The sequence below is a fragment of the Dyella agri genome (assembly GCF_044904705.1).
In the GTDB taxonomy this organism is placed as follows: Bacteria; Pseudomonadota; Gammaproteobacteria; order Xanthomonadales; family Rhodanobacteraceae; genus Rhodanobacter_A; species Rhodanobacter_A agri.
Window position 1 is genome coordinate 83,112 of record NZ_JADIKL010000007.1, and the last position, 18,825, is coordinate 101,936.

Annotated in this window: 18 protein-coding genes; 14 read left to right on the forward strand and 4 right to left on the reverse strand. The window is 65.4% G+C overall.

Annotation, left to right across the window (positions count from 1 at the left end; all coding sequences use genetic code 11):
* The first annotated feature begins 8 nt into the window (after positions 1–8).
* The 10 genes from ISP14_RS13170 to ISP14_RS13215 all read left to right on the forward strand — a co-directional run bounded on the left by ISP14_RS13170 (position 9) and on the right by ISP14_RS13215 (position 7,930).
* A complete protein-coding gene (locus ISP14_RS13170) occupies positions 9–2,396 on the forward strand; it encodes an AAA family ATPase (protein ID WP_404540704.1) in 2,388 nt (795 codons plus the stop codon).
* 247 nt (positions 2,397–2,643) lie between these two features.
* Positions 2,644–3,030, forward strand: coding sequence for a hypothetical protein (locus tag ISP14_RS13175; RefSeq protein WP_404540707.1), 387 nt, complete (start codon positions 2,644–2,646; stop codon positions 3,028–3,030).
* Positions 3,030–3,689 (forward strand): hypothetical protein, encoded by a 660-nt coding sequence (locus ISP14_RS13180; protein ID WP_404540708.1) that lies wholly within the window; start codon positions 3,030–3,032, stop codon positions 3,687–3,689. Before ISP14_RS13175 ends, ISP14_RS13180 begins: the two co-directional genes overlap by 1 nt.
* A 131-nt stretch (positions 3,690–3,820) precedes the next feature.
* Positions 3,821–4,483, forward strand: a complete 663-nt coding sequence (locus tag ISP14_RS13185) for a hypothetical protein (protein WP_404540710.1) — start codon at positions 3,821–3,823, stop codon at positions 4,481–4,483.
* A gap of 248 nt (positions 4,484–4,731) precedes the next feature.
* The gene (locus tag ISP14_RS13190) at positions 4,732–5,265 is read left to right on the forward strand and encodes a hypothetical protein (protein WP_404540711.1); all 534 of its coding nucleotides are present in this window, start codon (positions 4,732–4,734) and stop codon (positions 5,263–5,265) included.
* 13 nt (positions 5,266–5,278) lie between these two features.
* Positions 5,279–5,446 carry a hypothetical protein gene (locus ISP14_RS13195; RefSeq protein ID WP_404540713.1) on the forward strand — a complete coding sequence of 56 codons (168 nt, stop codon included), beginning with the start codon at positions 5,279–5,281 and terminating at the stop codon, positions 5,444–5,446.
* 12 nt (positions 5,447–5,458) lie between these two features.
* Positions 5,459–5,629, forward strand: a complete 171-nt coding sequence (locus tag ISP14_RS13200; protein WP_404540715.1) for a hypothetical protein — start codon at positions 5,459–5,461, stop codon at positions 5,627–5,629.
* Complete coding sequence (locus tag ISP14_RS13205) at positions 5,626–5,889, forward strand: hypothetical protein (RefSeq protein ID WP_404540716.1); 264 nt, start codon at positions 5,626–5,628, stop codon at positions 5,887–5,889. The genes ISP14_RS13200 and ISP14_RS13205 overlap by 4 nt, the downstream gene beginning before the upstream one ends.
* Positions 5,886–6,383 (forward strand): hypothetical protein, encoded by a 498-nt coding sequence (locus ISP14_RS13210; protein ID WP_404540717.1) that lies wholly within the window; start codon positions 5,886–5,888, stop codon positions 6,381–6,383. Before ISP14_RS13205 ends, ISP14_RS13210 begins: the two co-directional genes overlap by 4 nt.
* A complete protein-coding gene (locus ISP14_RS13215) occupies positions 6,380–7,930 on the forward strand; it encodes a hypothetical protein (protein ID WP_404540718.1) in 1,551 nt (516 codons plus the stop codon). The genes ISP14_RS13210 and ISP14_RS13215 overlap by 4 nt, the downstream gene beginning before the upstream one ends.
* Positions 7,931–8,069: 139 nt before the next feature.
* On the opposite strand, the gene ISP14_RS13220 is transcribed toward ISP14_RS13215, so the two are convergent.
* Positions 8,070–9,062, reverse strand: a complete 993-nt coding sequence (locus ISP14_RS13220; RefSeq protein ID WP_404540720.1) for a hypothetical protein — start codon at positions 9,060–9,062, stop codon at positions 8,070–8,072.
* A gap of 436 nt (positions 9,063–9,498) precedes the next feature.
* Here ISP14_RS13220 and tadA point away from each other — a divergent pair, with 436 nt between their 5' ends.
* Positions 9,499–9,978, forward strand: coding sequence for a tRNA adenosine(34) deaminase TadA (gene tadA, locus ISP14_RS13225; RefSeq protein WP_404540722.1), 480 nt, complete (start codon positions 9,499–9,501; stop codon positions 9,976–9,978).
* A 493-nt stretch (positions 9,979–10,471) separates the two neighbouring features.
* Positions 10,472–10,993, forward strand: a complete 522-nt coding sequence (locus ISP14_RS13230; protein ID WP_404540724.1) for a DUF3291 domain-containing protein — start codon at positions 10,472–10,474, stop codon at positions 10,991–10,993.
* A 127-nt stretch (positions 10,994–11,120) separates the two neighbouring features.
* On the opposite strand, the gene ISP14_RS13235 is transcribed toward ISP14_RS13230, so the two are convergent.
* From ISP14_RS13235 to ISP14_RS13245, 3 genes are read right to left on the reverse strand one after another with little or no spacing between them, the layout of a single operon-like run.
* Entirely contained in the window at positions 11,121–14,228 is a 3,108-nt protein-coding gene (locus ISP14_RS13235; protein WP_404540726.1) for an efflux RND transporter permease subunit, read from the reverse strand.
* Positions 14,229–14,236: 8 nt separating this feature from the next.
* Complete coding sequence (locus ISP14_RS13240) at positions 14,237–15,403, reverse strand: efflux RND transporter periplasmic adaptor subunit (RefSeq protein ID WP_404540728.1); 1,167 nt, start codon at positions 15,401–15,403, stop codon at positions 14,237–14,239.
* 2 nt (positions 15,404–15,405) lie between these two features.
* The gene (locus ISP14_RS13245; protein WP_449757834.1) at positions 15,406–16,866 is read right to left on the reverse strand and encodes an efflux transporter outer membrane subunit; all 1,461 of its coding nucleotides are present in this window, start codon (positions 16,864–16,866) and stop codon (positions 15,406–15,408) included.
* A gap of 495 nt (positions 16,867–17,361) precedes the next feature.
* Here ISP14_RS13245 and ISP14_RS13250 point away from each other — a divergent pair, with 495 nt between their 5' ends.
* Both ISP14_RS13250 and ISP14_RS13255 read left to right on the forward strand, forming a co-directional pair.
* A complete protein-coding gene (locus ISP14_RS13250; protein WP_404540734.1) occupies positions 17,362–17,823 on the forward strand; it encodes an RNA polymerase sigma factor in 462 nt (153 codons plus the stop codon).
* Positions 17,820–18,797 (forward strand): FecR family protein, encoded by a 978-nt coding sequence (locus ISP14_RS13255; protein ID WP_404540736.1) that lies wholly within the window; start codon positions 17,820–17,822, stop codon positions 18,795–18,797. The genes ISP14_RS13250 and ISP14_RS13255 overlap by 4 nt, the downstream gene beginning before the upstream one ends.
* The last annotated feature ends 28 nt before the right edge of the window (positions 18,798–18,825 follow it).

Here is an 18,825-nt window from a genome sequence, read left to right on the forward strand (position 1 = left end):
GAGATGGCATGACCCACTGGCACTACACCCCAGGTTGTCCGCGACCGCCTGAGCAGTTCGTGGTTTTCGGTGCGCATGCGTTCGTGCCGGCGGCCGAGCTTGCGACGCGGCGTGCGGAGTGGGATCGCCGACAGACGGAACAGCTGCGGCCGCCTGACCCCGGAAATGAAAAGCCCCTGCTGCTGGCGGGCATGCAGGGGCTGGATATACCTAACGACACTTCAACGAGCGAGCAAAGTATGGACCTCCACCATGGCGTCATCAACTGCTACGACGGAGAGCCGGACTTTTCTCCGGCAGATCCCAGCGAGTTCGACCTGATCGATGTCGCCTCTGTGCAGCAAAAGCATGCCGAGGCGCGGCGCCTGCTGGCGGACGGCTTCAAGCTCTGCGAGCTGCAGGCGCTCAGCAAGCGACCCGTAGGCAAGGAGTGGCAACGCCATCCGGTTACCGCGGTCAGGGACGGTGCCGGCGGTTACGGCCTCGTTCTCGGGCTTAATGGCATGTGCAGCGTCGACCCCGATAACGTGGAACTGGCACGCGTGGGCTTGGAACGCTGCGGTTTTTCGCTGGAGGAGATCATGGAGGCCGGCGTCCGCACCTCCTCCACCCGTCCCGGAAGTGGTGGGCGGTCCGCATTCAAGGCGCCCGCCGGCCTGACTCGGGTGTGTTTCGCTTCGAAGAAGCACGGCACGATTCTTGAGCTTCGGGCTGGCCAGTCCAACTTGCAGGACTGCCTGCCTGGCACGCGCTACCGGACAGCAGAAGGCGGCGAGGTCTACGAGCAGGCTTATGCGAACGGCAAGAAGCTGGACGAGGCCCCCGAATTGCCTTCCAGATTCCTTGCGTGGTGGCAGCGCCTTAACGCAGATACGGACTTTCTCCACGAGCAGCAACGTCTGCTGTGCGGCGAGGGCGCACAGCTTGCTGTCTCTGCCGGCGAAGGCAAAGGAGTAAGGCTTGCCTACCACTCCGCCCTGCGCCGCGAGTACAACGACACGCACAGCGTCGAGGACATCTTGGCCCGGCATGGCTACGCCTGCCACGGCGAGCGGTGGGCGCCGCCGACGGCAACCGGCGTGCCAGGCGTTCGATTGATTCCTGGGCGTGATGGGCTCTGGCAGTCGGATCACGCCAGCGATCCGTTGTTCGGTACCTTCGATGCCTGGTCTGCGTTTGTCGCCCTCGATTGCGAGGGCGATGTCGATCGAGCCAACGGCGCGTATCTTCCCAAGTATCACGCGATGGTTGAGTCGGAGTTCCCGGTGGTGGCGCCAGCAGCGACTGAGCTGAGGCAGCGCCATCCGGTCTGCCTCGACTGGGATCAACTACCGATTGATCCGCCCGAACCTCGTTTCGTCATTCCTGGCTGGATGCCTGATGGCGTGGTGACATTGTTTGCCGCGCACGGTGGCACGGGTAAGAGCTTCCTGTCGCTGTATATCGCCCTCTGCATTGCGACGGGTAGGCACCCGTTCAACGATGGTGTAGAGATCGAGCGCGCCAAGGTGCTGCTCTACAGCGCCGAAGACGACATGACCGTCATGCACGGCCGCCTGCGCCGGTACATGCACCTGCTGGGCATTTGCGAAGGCGAGCTCAAGGGTTGGCTGACCGTGTTCGACGCCACCGAGGCCGACAACGTACTGTTTGCAGGCGACGAGAAGGTCAACGGGCGCACCACCGCGCGGTACGCGTGGCTCGCCGAGAAGATCCGCTGCCTCGGCGCGCGGGTGCTGATCTTCGACAACGCCTCCGACGCGATCGACGCCAACGAAAACGACCGGGCCAAGGTCAGGCAGTTCATGTCGTGCCTCAAGCAACTGGCATCGGCTGTGTTGTTGCTGGCGCATGTCGATGCCGTCAGCAGCATGGCCGACCCTGGCGAAGCGAAGGGCTATTCGGGCAGCACGGCCTGGCACAACAGTGCCCGGTCGCGCTGGTTCATGTCCCGCGGCAAGGACACCGACGACGTGGTGTTGGCGCAACCCAAGGTGAACTATGCCCGCTCCGGATCGGAGGTAGTGATCCGGTGGAGTGACGAGCACAAGGTCTTCCAGGTGGTCACCACACGGCAGGGGCGGGTGAAGGCGGCCGACTGCCGCGTGGAGCTCCTGCGGTTACTTCGCGACGCCACGGACAGTGGCGCACGCGTCAGCCCAAGCAAACGGGCAGGGAATAGCGTGCTCAACACTATCAAAGAGCTCGACGGCTGCCCGTACGGGCTGAAGCCAGCCGATGTGGATCGCGAGGTGAATCGCTGGCGGCTGGAAGGACTTGTCCGCGTTGAAAGCTACCGGAAGGCCAACCGGGGAGAGGCCGAACAACTGGTACTGACCGATGAAGGTCGGGCGTTGTGCGATGTGAACGGCGCCGATGCAGGAGACTTCGCATGAACGTCGCGGACCGGGTGCGCGCTTCCGGCAGCGCTGCACCACCTCCTTCCTACTACCTACACAACCGGGTGCGTGCACGCACACGCACCCAGTGCGCTGGGTTGCACCCGGTCTGCACCTGGTTAACCGGGTGCACCGGGTGCAGGTTGAACGTGCAGAAATTTGCGGATTGGGCAGAGCGCGCTGGATTCGAACTCGGATGGCCGCAGGACCGATCTTGCAACGTAGTACATCACGAGCGGAGTCGGTGAAAATGGTTATGGTCATTGAGGTAGAGACCAACGCGCGGGGCATACGCGCCGGTGCTAGCCACAGATGGACCCGCTGGCCCCGCGATGTGGTCGACCAGGCCATCGCCATGCGTGCGGCCGGCATGCAGCTCAAGGCGATCAGCGAAGCCTTGGGCGGGCCGGCGCTCAGCACCGTGCATTACTGGGCGACCAGACAACGGCGACAGCTGCCGGCCCGAGTGGTGGTGAAGCGCATCAAAGAGTGCGATTCATTCGGCATGAATCATCAACGCACCATGCCGGAAAACGTCGTTCAACCTGAAAAACAAGGGCCGGCCGATGAAGATGCGGCGGTGCTCTCCATCCCAATACCGCCAAGCCTACCGACACCGGAGATCGACTGATGCCGCGCGCAACCGCCAACGCCGCCGTTTGCCGTCCCGTCTCAGCATCCATCCGGCTGACGCGGGATAGCGCCACCAGGCTGCGCACATTGCTTGGTGTTCGGTCACTGCCTGAAGGTTTCCACCAGCGCCTAGAGACTCTGGTCAACGTCTGCCGGCAACACGCCTTGCGCCAGCCACCCACGGACGCACAGGCGGCACTGGCCCTGAAGCAGATCGCTGAGCATGCGCAGGCCTTGGTGCACCTGCTGGGCGGGCAAGGTGATGCCGTAGCAGGCGCGCTTGCCCGGCTGCGCCGGGAGGTTCCCGGCGGCTTGGATAGTGTTCGCCAGATGCAGGGCGGCATCGAGTGGTTGATGTGGGGCGCGCAACGGGCACGGAATACACCACCGGCCTACGACCTCAATATGTCGCCCCGATCCGCCAAAGTGTCCATGGCGGCAGGTATCGCCGAGCTTCTAGACGACTACGGCATACCACAAACGACGACTACCGAGCCGAAGTTGTCGATATACATGGCTGTCGTCAAAGAGGCCTTGAGCTACGTCGGTAGCGGTGACCTGCGCGACATCCCCCGTGAAGGCTTGCAGGCGTGGCGCGACCAGGTGCGCGGGGCGGTGCTGTGGCTGCTATTGGTCAAGGAACGGTTTTGTTCCTAACCGACATGCGCATGGGCGGGATCAATCGGTGAGCATGCGGGCTAGCAACCACGAGGCCCACCAGCATGAAACGCCCGTCCGTAGTATCTCCCAGCGCCGAGTTATCTCCCAGCGTCGAATTGCGCTCCAGGATGGCGACCACCGAGCAGCACATCGAAGCGTGCCGCCAGCAGGAAAACGACGCGCTGACTCAATGCAACACCCTGCAGGCGCAGCTGGACGAACTGCTTCGCACCGCCGATCCCGCGCACCTGAGCACCATCGCCAAAGCCACCAGCAAGCTCCGCGCCGAGCTGCACGAGGCACAGAACGGGCTAGCCAATGCCCGCGCAATTTCCGAGCGACTGGAAGCCGATGCAGCAACACTGCGCCTTGAGCTGCAGGACGCCGACACGATCGAGGAACGGAAACAGGCCGCGCAGGTAGTCGCTGACCTTGTCGGTCACGCTGCGCACGTGGAACGCGCTGCTGCCGACCTGATCGCAGCCCTCATGCACCTGCGCAACGAGGGCGCCAAGGCGCGCGTGCTGGTCGAAGGCGCAGCGCATGCCTTGGGCCTCAGCCCGATGGTGTTGGAGGACTGGCGCCAGATCGTATTCACGCGCGCCGGCGGCACCGGCCCGGAAGTTGGCGCTGCCGTCGCCGCCATCCTTTACGCCGTTGCGGAAGTCTCAGGCGCGCAGCTTGGTGGGCACGTCGCCTTCAACGAGTTCAACCGAGGAGCCGGCACGCTGGCGTCAGCGCTCACGGCCGGCGCCGAGTACGTGGCCAATCGCCTTGGGGTGCAGCCATGAACGGCGACCTCGCGCAGACTCTGTACGGGACGCCTACGGCAACCAGCGTGCCGCCTGCGCCAGCGTCGTCACCCGCGGCGCCCCATGCCACCGCAGCGGACGTGCTGTATTCCAGGCCTGCACCCGTGCAAGTGACACCGCTGGCTCCAACACCGGCTCCAACACCGGCCACAGCGTCCGCACCCGCACCAGCGACACCGACACCGACAGTGCAGCCAGCGCCGGCAGCAGCGCCCGTAGCACAACCGGTGCAAGCCGATGCAGACGACGCGCATGCAGTCGACGCCGCGGTTATCAAAGCGCTGACCCCGGACGCAGTGCGCGCCGCCATCCCTGAAAGCATCGCTCAGGCGCGCGTCGCCGATTCAAGCCGCCGTCTGTACGGCGATCAGGACCGCGATGCGATCGCCGCCAGCATCCCCCTGGACGACATGCAGGGGCAGGGCATGACCGGCGAGACCGCGGCGGCAATTCGCACCGAGCTGGCCAACATGGCCCTGGATGCCGGTGCGACGCGTGCGGACGTCGACGTAATGCGTAGCGCAATGGCCGATGCACACACGACTCCGTTGACGGACGAAACCCGCATGGCGGCCCGTAACGAATGTGTCGCCGCATTCAACAGCGCGTTTGGGCAGGAAGCCTTCAAGACGCTGGAAATCACGCGCGCGTGGATTCAACAGGACCCGCGCCGGAACGCGATGTTCGCCCAGGTGGGCGACAACCCGAAGGTCGCGCTGCTCGCGGCGCGCCTGGCCCTGGCGGCTCAACGCCGCCGCTAACTGGAGCTGAGACATGACCGACGACACGAACGAAACCACGAGCAAGGTGCCTTCGCCGCGCGCACCGGAGGCAGAGGGAGCACCTGTCACCGTGGACAGCCTGATCCCGCCGAACGCCGTACGCCCGCAGAACAGCTTCAACGCCCTGCTGGGCGAGATGCCGGCTCAACCCATCTTGTGAGGAGAAGCAGCGATGAAATTCAAAGCACTGCAAGTCGCTTATTTCGACAGTCAGCTTGTGCAACCGGGCGATATCGTCGAATCGGATGCCGACCTTTCCACCGCGCAATCGCCCGTCGACATCGCGAACCCGGCTGAGCTGGCGCCTATCTATGCACGGATCGACGAAGACATTGCGTCGTGAACGTCATCGAGTTCACGCCGACAGGTCGGCCAGCACAGCGGGGAATTGAAGTTCCCCGTGATCTGGTTGTGCAGTTCGGGAAGCGCAAAGGCCTTTCTGTCTCCTGGATCGCCGAGAACGACCTTTCCTATGCGCTGTGGTTGATGTCCCAGGGCTTCATGCGCAGAACGCAACCGCAGCTCTGGCTGTGCCTGCGCCGGCACGTCGTCCGCGTGCTCAGCGACCAGGAAGCCGACCACGACGCGAGGCGGCTCGCATGACCGACGCGAACGACAATCCGCTGGCCGAGCGCACGGCCGATGGCAGGCTCCTTCCTGGCCATTCCGTGCGCAGTCACGGCATGTCGCACGGCGCGAGCCGCGCGGAACGCGTGGCTGCGTACGTCGAGCCTCACATCAAGGACGTGCTGGACAAGGCGATCGACCTTGCGAAGAAGGGCGACCCGCAAAGCATGCGCCTGGTCCTTGAACGCTTCTCGCCGTTGGCCAAGCAGGACGCTGAGCGCGTAGCCATTCCCGGCTTTGCCGAGGCCAAGACGCTGCAGGAAAAGGCGGACGCGGTGATCGCCGCCGCCGCGACCGGGCACTGTACTGCCGAGGCCGCGGCTCGCCTGCTGGCGGTCCTGCGCGACTACGCGCAGACCATCACGGCCAGCGACCACGAGCGCCGCCTGCAGGCCATCGAGGAAGGTAGGGCAGCGCGTGTGATTGAAGGCAGCGCCACCACCGATGATGATCCGGAGTCGGTCGCATGAACGGCACCATTGGCAGGCGCATCGAGCGCGCCGAGCGCAACGCGCCAACTGGAACGGATAAGCCGATCTGGACGCCTTTGCCTGGCCCGCAGTCGATGGCCTACGAGTCCACAGCCGATGTCGTGGGATTCGGCGGCGCAGCAGGAGGTTCAAAAACCGATTTGGCCATCGGTAAGGCGCTGACGCAGCACAAGCGCGTGGCGATCTTCCGGAGGCACTCCACCGAAACGCTGTCCATCATCGATCGTATTGCCGAGGTCGTTGGGCATCGTGATGGGCTCAACACGGTGAATGGCATCTGGCGCATGGGCGAGCGCGTGATCGAGTTCGGTTCCGTCCCCAACCTGGGCGATGAGCGCAAATACCAGGGCAGGGCGAAGGATTTCCTGGCGGTGGACGAGGCTGCCAATCTCTTGGAAAGCCAGGTGCGCTTCCTGATGGGCTGGGTGCGCACGACCGACCCCCACCAGCGTTGCCAGACGCTCCTTTGCTTCAATCCGCCGACCTCGGCAGAGGGCCGCTGGATCGTCCAATATTTCGCGCCCTGGCTGGACAAGAAGCACCCCAATCCGGCGGTGCCGGGCGAACTGCGCTGGTTCGCCATGGTCGACGGCAAGGAGGTCGAGGTCGAGGACGGCGAGATGTTCGTGCACGATGGCGACGTGGTGTTGCCGCAGTCGCGCACCTTCGTTCCGTCGCGCGTGACCGACAATCCGTACCTGATGGGAACCAACTACATGGCAACCCTGCAGGCGCTGCCCGAACCCCTCCGCAGTCAGATGCTCAACGGCGATTTCGAGGCCGGCATGGAGGACGACGCCGCGCAGGTCATCCCCACGGCCTGGGTCGAGGTGGCGATGGCGCGCTGGCAAGAGCCGTCGCCCAAGCCGCCCATGGACAGCATCGGCGTCGACGTGGCGCGAGGCGGCAAGGACAACACGATCATTGCGCGCCGCCATGGCATGTGGTTCGACAAGCTGCTGGCGTACCCCGGCATGCAGACGCCCGACGGGCCGACGGCGGCCGGACTGGTGGTCGCGGCCGGGCGTGACTATGCGGTGGTGAACGTCGATGTGATCGGCGTCGGCGCCTCGGTGTACGACTTCCTGGTGGACGCCAAGCAGGACGCTTACGGCATCAACGTGGCCGAGGCGTCCGCCCGGAAGGACCAGAGCGGCCGGCTGGGCTTCTTCAACCTGAGGTCCGAGCTCGTGTGGCGCATGCGGGAGGCGCTCGACCCCACCAACAACACCGGCATTGCGTTGCCACCCGACACGCGTCTGCTGGCCGACCTTTGCGCCTTCACCTGGAGACTACAGGGCAATGGCCTGATTCGGGTCGAGAGCCGCGACGAGGTCATCAAGCGCATTGGGCGATCGCCCGACTACGCCAGCGCGGCACTGCTGGCGCTGATCGACACGCCGAAGTCCGGCACGCTGCTGGGCGAGAGCAGGCCCAGGAGTTCGATGGACTATGACCCGCTGGAGCAGATGAGGCGCGAGATGGGGCGCCAGCATGGCCGCGAGCACGGCCCTTTCGCACGCTGACGTCAGGCGGCCGCTGACTCGGTACGTCGAGGAGGTCTAGCGTCGGGGCTACGTCCCCCGCACAACGCACCAGTTGCTGGAGGATGCCCACCGGCTAGCCGACCACCAGCGGGAGAAGCTGCGCATAGAGCAGCGATGGTCAGCCGACAAATCCTCGCTGAACCCACCGAAGCAAATTTCGAAATCCATGCCACAACGCGGTCAGCGCAGTAACTGAGACAGCCACGCCAACGGTCGGCAAGAGCAGTAACCATTCAAGCCAAACCCAGTCTGGCGGTTCTGGAGCAGGGTCAGGGGCATTGGTCGCTGCCATGTTCGGCACGTCGTCGTGCAGCATGCGCGTGTTGTCGAGGCTGGCGAGGATCTTCGCCGTCTCCGGGTACTTGCTGGCGATGTCATCGGCCGGAAACTGCTGCAGCGCCGCCTGCGTCTTGATGGCGTCCGGCTGCGCCCGTACCGTATCGGTGGGCACGCCCACCGCAGCGCCGAGGTGCTTGTACGACGCCTCCTTGTCCGGCTGCGCGTTGACCGAAAACTGCATGTTGTTGCGCAGGGTCGCCGCCGATGTTGCGCCGGTAACGTCGCGTACGGCGTCTTCTAGGGTATAGGGGGCCGGTGCGGCCACCTGAGCGGAGTTCGTAGGCGCGGGTGCTGGTGCCGGCGTGGCGTAACGGGCTGCTGCTTCGTGGCGCAGCGCCTCGTAATCGAACTGGTAACGCCACGCGTATCGAATGCGCTGCAACCCTCCTACTGCGAGGACATAGACGCTCCAACCGAGCGTGAGAAGAACCCAGATCCTCAGCAGCCCTCTGCGGTAGTTGATGCGGTCAGAAGTACCGACTCGCGACTTGGCGCTGCGGGCCCAGCTGTAGAAGAAAAGGACAGTCAGCGAAACGAGAGCGGGGATGATCACGAGCACCGGAATGTCCGAGATGGGGTCGTTCTTGGGCACTCCTACAAGCAACGTCGTCACGACCTGGGCGCCGAAGTAGGCAGCCCAAATGCGCCGCGCTCCGCTAAACGGCGGGAGGTCGAAAAGCCTCTTGGCTGCGATGTAGGTCAGAGGGAAAATCGTGAGCGATGAGCCCACCGCTGAGCCCAGCGCAGCAGCTACCACGCCTGCGGTGCTCACGCCGGCGGCCGCCGTGCAGCTGCTGCCATCGTACTCATGGAATACCCCCTGTGTGTGAGCTTCCTCGGCCCGTGCTTCCGACGCTATACCGTCAGCACCCGGGGCAGTACCGTCAAGCGCCGAGGGATGCGCTCGGAAAATACCGTCAGACTCCCCCTGCTGTCACCGTTTCGGTTGAATCGTCGTCGAGGGGTCTCGTTTCGCCATCAACGATTCGGCCGGCCAGTCCCGAAAATTGCCGGTATCGGGTACAGTAGGCGGATGATAAAAGCTCACGCCCAGGCAGCGCAGAAACACTTAATTTTCAGGTGTTTTGCGGTTGCACCCGCTCTACGGGTTGACATCGAGTGGGAATGAGTAGAATCAACCGCTTGTGCGTCACCTCGAAAGCCGGCGTCCTGCCGGCTTTCTCATGAAGCCAGTTCAATACACTGAAATGACTGAAGAAAACAGCCAACTGTTCACGCCGGAGGATACGGCTTATATGCGCCGTGCCCTGCAGCTGGCTGCGCATGCCCGCGATGCCGAGAACGAGGTGCCGGTGGGCGCGGTGCTGGTGCTGGGCGGTGAGATCGTGGGGTTGGGCTGGAACCGCAACATCACCTTGCACGACCCCACCGCCCACGCCGAGGTGATGGCGCTGCGCGCGGCAGGAGAAAAACTCACAAATCATCGGGTCGTAGGCGCCACCTTGTACGTGACCCTGGAACCTTGCTCGATGTGTGCGATGGCCTTGATCCACGCCCGCATCGGCCGCGTGGTGTATGCGGCGACCGACCCCAAGACCGGCGCGGCCGGCAGCGTGTTCGACACCTTGACCGATCCCCGCCACAACCATCGCCTGGAAGTGCAGGGCGGTCTGCTGGCCGAGGAATCGTCCACCATGCTGCGCGAATTCTTCCGAGCCCGGCGCTGAGGCATGGTCGCAGGGCCGGGCGGCCGCTGGGCCAGTGCGCGTACCTGAACATGCCGGCCGCTTACCCTGTCAAAGGTATCCAGGTGCCCTCGGATGCATGAATCCACTTGCAGGCCGCCTGTGACAGGAGGATGCTCCGGCGCCTGTGCTGCCTGATTCCGGCAGTCATTGGAGCTCAAACGGGGGAGAGCTCGTGCGCACTCGACGCGTCTCGATCTGGGGATTGATCGGCTTCTTCGCCTGGGAATGTCCAGTCGCAGCCGCACCCCCTTGGTAGCCGGCTTCAGGACGGCAGTCGATGACGCATCAGGAAAGGTCGCGGCGCTTCAGGTAGCACAGGCACTGGTTGCCACCCCCTGTATCAAAGGCGATTTCCGGCAGCGCTGCTCCCGTACCAGGCATCGGCAAAAATCTGTGTAGCGTCGGGTGCCACTGCAACAAATGGATCCCTGCTTACATTGCTTGGCTTGTAATACACGGGAGGTGTTGTCGTATGCACATCAATCCCCGAATTGCCTTCTTCACGTTTGGCGTCTTGAAGGCGCCCGTCGGCGATCCCGTTGTTCAAGGCTTCGTCGACCGCATCGGCGATGTCTATGCTGCCGCCGAAGGCAGTGAAGGTTTCTTTGACCGATCGATCAGAGATGTGGAGACATGGGAGCACTCGTGGGGGCCGATCATCGCGCCCGCCTGTGCCCCGGCCGGACTCGCGATGACTCGATTCGCAATGACGCTTTCGTTGTGGCGTGACCTCGAATCGGTCGCCGCATTCGCGTATCACGGTGCGCATCGCGAGGCGCTGTCCAAGCGTGAGGATTGGGCCGAAAAAGGCCCATGGCCGACGTATGCGGCATGGTGGGTCGATGGACAGCACAAGCCTAACTGGAGCGAAGCCGTGGAACGGATCGATCACCTCCATGTCCATGGCCCGACGCCGCATGCTTTCTCCTTTCGGAAGCCCTTCGACGCCATGGGGCTGCCCGTCAGAATGAAGGCGCCACGCCCTGCGTCGTGATGGATGCGAGGTCCACGACCGGCACTACGGCCAAACCGATGGAGCCTGGACCATCCAGGCCTTGTGGGCGACGCAGGGGCACGACTGATCGCCGATCCCGCAGTGTGCCCCTACGGCCCGCGCGGATTCACACCTGCAGGCGATCGTCCCTGCGCGCCACGAGGCTGTACAGCACCGGCATCAGGAAGATGCTGATCGCCAGTCGCGTGAACAGGCCGCTGACGATCACCAGCGCGAACGGCTTCTGCGTGTCGGTGCCGACGCCGACCGCGATGGCGGCCGGCAGCAGGCCCAGCGCGGCTACGAGCGCAGTCATCATGATCGGGCGCAGGCGCAGGATCGCGCCCTCCCGGATGGCTTTGTCGATCGGCGTGCCGCCCAGGCGCAACTCGTTGACGTAGGAGATGTAGACCACGGCGGTCTGCACCGATACGCCGAACAGCGCCAGGAAGCCGATGCCTGAGGAAACGGAGAACGGTGTGTGGGTGATCCACAAGGCGACGATGCCGCCGACCGGCGCCGACAGCAGCACGCCGAGCACGGTGATCAAGGGGAACTTGAAGTTGCCGTACAGCGCGAACAGCAGCAGGAAGATGACCGCCATGGTGAGCGGCAGCACGATGTTCAGCTGTCTGTGCGAGGTGGTGTATTCCTTGTACTCGCCGCCCCAGTCGAGGCGATAGCCTTGCGGCAGTTTCACCTGTTTTGTGACCTGCGTCATCGCATCCTCGACCGCGCCGGCGAGGTCGCGGCCCTGCACCGAGAACTGCACGCCGATGTAGCGCGAATCATTTTCGCGATAGATGAAGGACGCACCGTTCTCTTCCGTGATGCTGGCGAATTCCTTCAGCGGGATCTGCTGGCCGCCTGGCGTCGCGACCGGTATGTCGCCGATCTGTTGCGGGTTGTCGCGGTACTGCGGCAGCAGGCGGACCACCAGGTCGAACTGCTTCTCGCCCTGTACCACCTGGGTCGCGACGCTGCCGCCGACCGCGGCTTCGATCAGGTTGTTGATGTCGTCGGCGTTGATGCCGTAGCGCGCGGTCTTGGCGCGGTCGATCTTGATCGCGAGATTGGGCTGGCCCAGCTCGTGCACTAGGGTCACGTCGGTGATGCCGCGCACCTTCTCGATCGCGGTCTTGATCTGCTTGCCCTTGTTCTGCAGCGTCCGCAGGTCCGAGCCGTAGACCTTCACCGCCAGCGCGCTCTTCAGGCCCGTCTCGGCCTCGTCCACCGCATCCTCGGCGGGCTGGGTGTAGTTGAACTGGATGCCGGGAAACTTCTGCAGCTTGGCGTCGATCGCAGCAATCAACGCCTGCTTGTCGCGGTAGGCACCGTGCCATTCCGAATACGGCTTCAGCCCCACGAAGAATTCGTCGTTGAAGAAGCCCGTGGAATCGGTGCCATCGTCGGGGCGGCCCAGTTCCGATCCCACCGTGGTGACGACCGGGAACGAACGCAGGACTTCGCGAATCTGCGGGGAGATCTTCGCGGCCTCGTCGAACGAGATCGTGTACGGCATCGTCGCGCGCACCCACAAGGCGCCTTCATCCAGCTGCGGCATGAATTCCGCACCCATGAAAGGCACCAGCAGCAGCGACAGGCCGAGCAGCACGACCGAGGCCACCGTGAGCCGGCGCGGATGCGCCAGGCAACTGTCCAGCCACTTCGCGTAACGCGCCTTGACCGCCTCGAAGATCGCGTTGCGGCGCTCGCGCACGCCCTTGCGCATGAACCATGCGCACAGCACCGGCAGCAAGGTCAGCGTGACGACCAGCGAGCCGACCAGCGCGAAGATCATGGTGTCGGCCATCGGCTTGAACAGCGTGCCGGACGGGCCGCTCAGCACGTAGATCGGCAGGAAGCCGGCCACGATGACGCCCACCGCGTAGAACAGCGGGCGATCGACCTCGGCGGCCGCGTCGCGGATGACGGCGTTGATGTCCAGCGGGGTGCCCTCGCGGGCGGCGAGCTGGCGGTAGATGTTCTCCACCATCACCACGGCGGCGTCCACCAGGATGCCGAAGTCCACCGCGCCGATCGAGAGCAGGTTCGCCGAGGCGTTCTGCAGGTGCAGCCCGCAGAACGCGAACATCAAGGCTAGCGGGATGGTGACCGCGACGATCAGGCCGGCGCGCAGGTCGTACAGGAAGAACACCAGCACCGCGATCACCAGCAGCATCCCGACCAGCAGGTTGTGCCGCACCACCTCCTTGGTCTGCTGGATCAGGTTGGTGAGATCGTAGAACGGGTGGATCTTGACGTCTTTCGGCAGGATCTGCTCGTTGAGTTCCCGGGTCTTGGCCTCGACGCGTTGCAGCACGTTCTGGGTCTTCGACCCGGTCAGCGCCAGGATCACGCCCTCGACCGCATCGTCACGGTCCATGTAACCGAACTCGCCCAGGCGCGGCGCGATGCCGATCTTCACCGCGCCGACGTCCTTTACCAGCACCGGCGTGCCGTTGTGCACCGCCAGCACCACGTTGCCGATGTCCTCCGGCGTTACCAGCCGCCCGAGTCCGCGCACGTAGAAGAACTGGCCGCCTTGCTGGTAGAAGCCGCCGCCGGCGTTGCTGTTGTTCGCGCCCAGCGAGGTCTGGATCTGCGCCAGGCTCAGGCCGGCCGCCGCGACCTTCACCGGATCGAGCAGTACCTGGTACTGCATGTTGCCGCCGCCGAACGCGGAGTCGTCGGCCACGCCCGGCACCGAGCGGTACTGCGGCGCGATCACCCAATCCTCCAGCGTCTTCAGCTCCATCGGCGAGCGGTCGGAGCTCTGCAGCACGTAGCGATAGACCAGGCCGGACGGCGGCGACATCGGCGAGAGCGAGGGCGCGACGCCGCTGGGCAAGGTGATGCCGGGCAGCCGGTTGTACACCTGCTGCTGCGCGAAATAATTATCGGTGCCGTTGGCGTAGGTGAGGGTGACGTCCGACAGCCCGTACAGCGAGATGGAACGCTTGGTCTCCAGACCCGGGATCGCGTTCATCCCGAGCTCTACCGGCACCGTGATCAGGCGCTCGACTTCCTCCGCCGAGTGGCCGGGCCACTGGGTGATGATCTCCGCCATCGGTGGCGACAGATCGGGATACGCATCCATCGGCAGCGCGTTGTAGGCCCAGATGCCGGCGACGGTGAGCGCGCACGACAGCAGCACGACGAGCAGCCGCTGCTCCAGCGCGAACGCCACGATGCGGTTGATGATGGAGGCCGGACGCGCTCCGGGGGGCGGCATCGGCTCGCTCATTGGGTCTGGATGAAACGCACGAAGATGCCGCCCTCGGTCACCACCTTGTCGCCGGCCTGCAGGCCGGCGGCGATCAGGTAGCGATCGCCGGTGCGGACGCCCAGCGTCACCGGACGTTGCGCGTAGCTGCCATCCGCCTCCTGCACGTACACGAAGGGCAGGTTCTCGTCGTCGCGCAGCACCGCCGCCACCGGCACCAGCAAGCCTTGCTGCGTTTTGGCGGAGCTGATCCGCACGTGCACATACATCTGCTTTTTCAGCAGGTCGCCCGGGTTGTCCACCACCACGCGCGCCGTCGCCGAGCGGGTATCCGGGTCGACTTCCGGGGATACGTTGGTCACCTTGCCGGGCAGCGCCGCCGCCCCGGTGCCGGTTTCCACCGCGGCGCTGTCGCCGACCTGCACGGCGGCGAGGTCACCGTCGAACACCTGGGCCAGTACCCACACCTTCGACACGTCGGCCACGGTGAAGCAAGCCGTGTTGCCGGCCTGCAGCAACTGGCCGGGCGTGATCGAACGCTGCACCACGGTGCCGGCCATCGGCGCGCGGATCACGCCCTCGATGTTCGCCACCGGTCGGCCTTGTTCGATGGCCTTCACCACCTGCGGATCGACGGGCAGGGCCAGCAGCGCCTGCCGTGCGGCGTTGCTGTCGGATTCGGCGCCGGTCGCGTCGGACTGCGCCTGCGCATTCTCGCGTTCCGAGATCGCATGGTGGGCGTACAGATCCTTGTCGTTGGCGGCTACCTGCGCTACCGCGCGCGCGGCAGCCAGCGCCTTGCGGTAACCGTCGACGGCAGCGGCAAAGTCGGGCGAAACCACGGTCGCCAGCGGCTGCCCCTGCTTCACCGATTCGCCCAGGCTGACCAGCACCTTGGTCACCGGGCCGGAGAATGGCGCCAGCACCGCCGTGGAGCGGTTCTGGTCGTAGTCGACCACGCCGGTGGTGCTGGTCACGGTCTGGTAGGACGAGGACGCGACCGTGTAGAGCTGGATGCTCTGTTGTTGCACTTGGGTCAGGGTGACGTTGTGCGGCTTCGCGGCCGGGGATGCCGGCGCGCCCGTATCGGACGAGCAGGCCGCAAGCGCCATCGTCGCAAGCAGGGCCAGTAGCGCGACGCCATGGCGGACGGAGGCGGGAAAGGGCGGGGCAGGCTTGTTCATCGTCACTGCTTGCTCAGATCGGGGTGGTGCCACCAGCCGCCGCCCAGTGCCTGGTACAGCGCAGCCGTGTCGGCGAAGCGGTTGGCCTGGGCTTGCACGAGGGCAAGCTTTGCCTGCTGGTAGGACTGTTCGGCGTTCAGCAGCTGCAGGTTGCTGGTATAGCCATCCTTGAACTGGCGCTGCGCGAGATCGAGTGTCAGCCTGGCGGCCTGCTCGGTTTTCGCCGTGGCCTGCAAGGCCTTCGCATCCTGGTCCAGGGCGGTCAAGGTGTCGGCCACGTTCTGGAAGGCCGCCAGCACCGTGCTGCGGTACTGCTCGGAGGCTTCGACGTACGCTGCTTTCGCCGCGCGCTGCTGGTGCAGCAAGGTGCCGCCCTCGAAGATCGGCGCGGTGATGCCTGCCGCCACATCCCAGAAGCCGGTGCCGCCGGTGAACAGCTTGGAGAACTCCAGCGCCGTGCTGCCCGTGTCTGCGCTGAGGGTGATGTTCGGCAGCCGCGCCGCGGTGGCGACGCCGATCTCGGCGCTGGCAGCGTGCAGGTTGGCCTGTGCCTGGCGCACGTCCGGCCGTTGCTGCACCAGGGCCGAGGGCAGCGAGAGCGGCAGCGCTTCAGGCAAGTGCAAGCTGTCCAGCTTGATCGGGTCGCCACCTGCCTGCGACGGGAAACGGCCTGTCAGCACTGCCAGCTGGTCGCGTTGCTGGGCCAGCTGTTTCTCCAGCGGCGGCAGCGTGGCCTGGGTCTGCGCCAGCTGCGATTCCTGCGCCGCCAGGTCGACCCGGCTCGCATAACCCTTCTCATATTGGTAGCGCAGGATGTCCAGCATCTTGGTGTTTGCGTCCACCAGTTGCCGGGTGGCGTCGACCTGCGCCTGCAGCGAGGCCAGCTGGATCGCCGCCACCGCCACGTTGGAGGCCAGCGTGTTCCAGGTCGCGATCATCTGGAAGCGCGCGGCCTGCTCTTGCGCCGCGAGCGACTCGGCCGCGCGCCGGGTTCCGCCGAACACGTCGGGCGTGTAGGAAATCGTGAGCTGCGGGGTGTACAGGTTGTACATGAAGGCGTTGGAGTTCGGCACCGGCGCCAGCGAGCCGGCCTGGCGCTGGCGGCTGGCCGACAGGTTCGCCGACACGCTGGGCAGGAACGCGCCGCGCTGGGCCAGCATGGTCTCGTGGGCTACGCGCAGGGCGGCTTGCGCCGCCTTCAGGTCATGGTTTTGCTTGAGCGCCGCGTCGATCAAGGCATCGAGCGGTGCGCTGTGGAACAGCGTCCACCAGTCGCCAGGGATGTCCGCGCCGCTCTCGAAATGCTGGGCCGGGCCACCGGCCACGTCCGGCGTGGCTGCCGTCGTTGCGGCGGGTTGGGGCACATAGCCGCTGACGGCAGGCGGGGCAGGTGCCTTGAAGTCAGGCCCCACCGCGCAAGCAGCGAGCAGCACCGACGCGGCCACCAGCAGGGGCGCGCGCACGGACAACGGGGCGGATAAGCGGACAAGCGGCGAAACAGGCATTGCGGAATCGATTTCCTCGCGGTGTTTCGGCAAGCGGCCCAGGTCGCCCAACCCACGGCGAGTGATTCCCCTGCATCGCCGGCCAAGGTCCGTTCCGGCTGTGTTGCCGCCGCACGTACATCGCGATCGATGCAAGGCGGCAACCCTGCAGGTGTGTTGCGGCCATTTCCCGGTGCCTCGGATGGGCACCAGCTGCCGAAGATATCTCCATGCGGATGGGACCGGCAAGGACGGTTTTCTTGCGCCAAGGACGTGCGAACCAGGCGTCGAGGCAGTCGACAGGCGGGGTCGCGAAACTCCGCGGGCGGCCGATCGGGCGAGGCGCAGCCTCGGGGCGGCGATCCCGGTTTCCACATCCGGGCCGGCGATGTCCGGATTTCGCCGCCGAAACGTCTATAGGATGGAAGCGGTGGAATAACGGGGCGGCGGAATGGCGTGAGCAGTCTTTCGATCATGTTGCGCAAGGTGCGGGCCGTGCTCCTGCGCAGTGGTGTGGCTGCCCAGGATGCCGACGACCTGGTGCACGAGGCGTTCGTGCGCCTGGAGTCGTACGCGCGCAAGCAGGAGATACGCTCGCAGGAGGCCTTTCTGGTGACGACCGCGATGAACCTGGGGCGCGACCAGGCGCGGCACCGGGCACGCGTGCCGGTCGACAGCGAGGAGTTTGACATCCTCAGCCTCGCCGACGCGGCGCCGTTGCCCGAGGAGCAGTTGCTTTCGCAGGAACGCCTGCGCCGCGTGGGTACGGGCCTGGACCGGCTCGATCCGCAGACGCGCCGCTGCCTGCTGGCCAAGCGGCTCGATGGCTTGACCGCCGTACAGATCGCGGAACGCGAAGGGCTGAGCGTGGCCGCCGTGGAAAAGCGCGTGGCCCGCGCGCTGTTGTTTTTGGCCCAATGGATGGGGGAATCATGAAACCGACGACATCCGACCTCATCAATGAATTGACCCTGGCCGAGGCCTCTGCCTGGCTCACGCGCCTGCAGGAATCCGAGCGGACCGCGGCGACCGAGGCGGCGTTCAAGGAATGGCTGGCCGCGAGTCCGGCGCATGCGCGTGCCTTCACGCGGGTCAACGATATCTGGGAACTGCTCCCCGGGGCGGTCGCACCGGCGCGGCCGCTGCAACCGGTGCACTCGCGCCGCCGCCAGCGTGCGCGCAAACGGCGCACCCCGTGGCTGGCCGTGGCGGCCTGCGCCCTGCTGCTGCTCGTGGCGGCAGGCACCGTCCGTGTGCTGCTTCCGACCGAGCAGGTGTATCAGACCGCCATCGGCGAGCAGCGCACTATCGTGCTTGGCGACCAGACCCGCGTCACGCTCAACACCGACACCCGGGTCGCCGTCGAATACCGCCGTAGCGAGCGCCGCATCTTGCTCGAACGCGGCGAGGCCTTGTTCCATGTGGCAAAGAATCCGCGTCGGCCCTTCGTGGTGCAGACCGGGGACGAGCAGGTGGTCGCCCTAGGCACCGTGTTCGACGTGCGGCGGGATCCGCAGCGCGTGGATGTGACCTTGCTCGAAGGCAAGGTATGGGTGGGCGTGCAACCCGCATCGCCGGGCCAGGCTGCGCTCTCGACCGTGCTGGCGCCCGGCGAACGGCTCATCGCGCGTGCCGACGGCTCGCATATGCTGGACCGGCCGGACGCAAATGCGACCCTGGCCTGGCAGCGCGGCCAGGTGTATTTCGACGACGCCACGCTGGCGGACGCGGTGGCCGAACTCAACCGTTACGGCGGCACGCGCATCCGCATCGCGGATCCGGCCTTGGCATCACTGCGTGTCTCTGGCGTGTTCTCGGTGCACGACCCGATCAAGTTCGCCACGGCCGTGGCGAGCCTGCACGACTTGCGGACCGCCCGCGACGACGGAAGCATCGTGCTGGCACGCTGAAGAAAGCCGGCCCGGGTTTTCCGCACAG

Coding starts and splice junctions, on each gene's coding strand:
- ISP14_RS13210 (WP_404540717.1), top strand. CDS start 5,886: ATGACCGACGCGAACGACAATCCGCTGGCCGAGCGCACGGCCGATGGC.
- ISP14_RS13255 (WP_404540736.1), top strand. CDS start 17,820: ATGAAACCGACGACATCCGACCTCATCAATGAATTGACCCTGGCCGAG.
- ISP14_RS13185 (WP_404540710.1), top strand. CDS start 3,821: ATGGCGACCACCGAGCAGCACATCGAAGCGTGCCGCCAGCAGGAAAAC.
- ISP14_RS13200 (WP_404540715.1), top strand. CDS start 5,459: ATGAAATTCAAAGCACTGCAAGTCGCTTATTTCGACAGTCAGCTTGTG.
- ISP14_RS13195 (WP_404540713.1), top strand. CDS start 5,279: ATGACCGACGACACGAACGAAACCACGAGCAAGGTGCCTTCGCCGCGC.
- ISP14_RS13215 (WP_404540718.1), top strand. CDS start 6,380: ATGAACGGCACCATTGGCAGGCGCATCGAGCGCGCCGAGCGCAACGCG.
- ISP14_RS13250 (WP_404540734.1), top strand. CDS start 17,362: ATGTTGCGCAAGGTGCGGGCCGTGCTCCTGCGCAGTGGTGTGGCTGCC.
- ISP14_RS13180 (WP_404540708.1), top strand. CDS start 3,030: ATGCCGCGCGCAACCGCCAACGCCGCCGTTTGCCGTCCCGTCTCAGCA.
- tadA (WP_404540722.1), top strand. CDS start 9,499: ATGACTGAAGAAAACAGCCAACTGTTCACGCCGGAGGATACGGCTTAT.
- ISP14_RS13235 (WP_404540726.1), bottom strand. CDS start 14,228: ATGCCGCCCCCCGGAGCGCGTCCGGCCTCCATCATCAACCGCATCGTG.
- ISP14_RS13170 (WP_404540704.1), top strand. CDS start 9: ATGACCCACTGGCACTACACCCCAGGTTGTCCGCGACCGCCTGAGCAG.
- ISP14_RS13230 (WP_404540724.1), top strand. CDS start 10,472: ATGCACATCAATCCCCGAATTGCCTTCTTCACGTTTGGCGTCTTGAAG.
- ISP14_RS13240 (WP_404540728.1), bottom strand. CDS start 15,403: ATGAACAAGCCTGCCCCGCCCTTTCCCGCCTCCGTCCGCCATGGCGTC.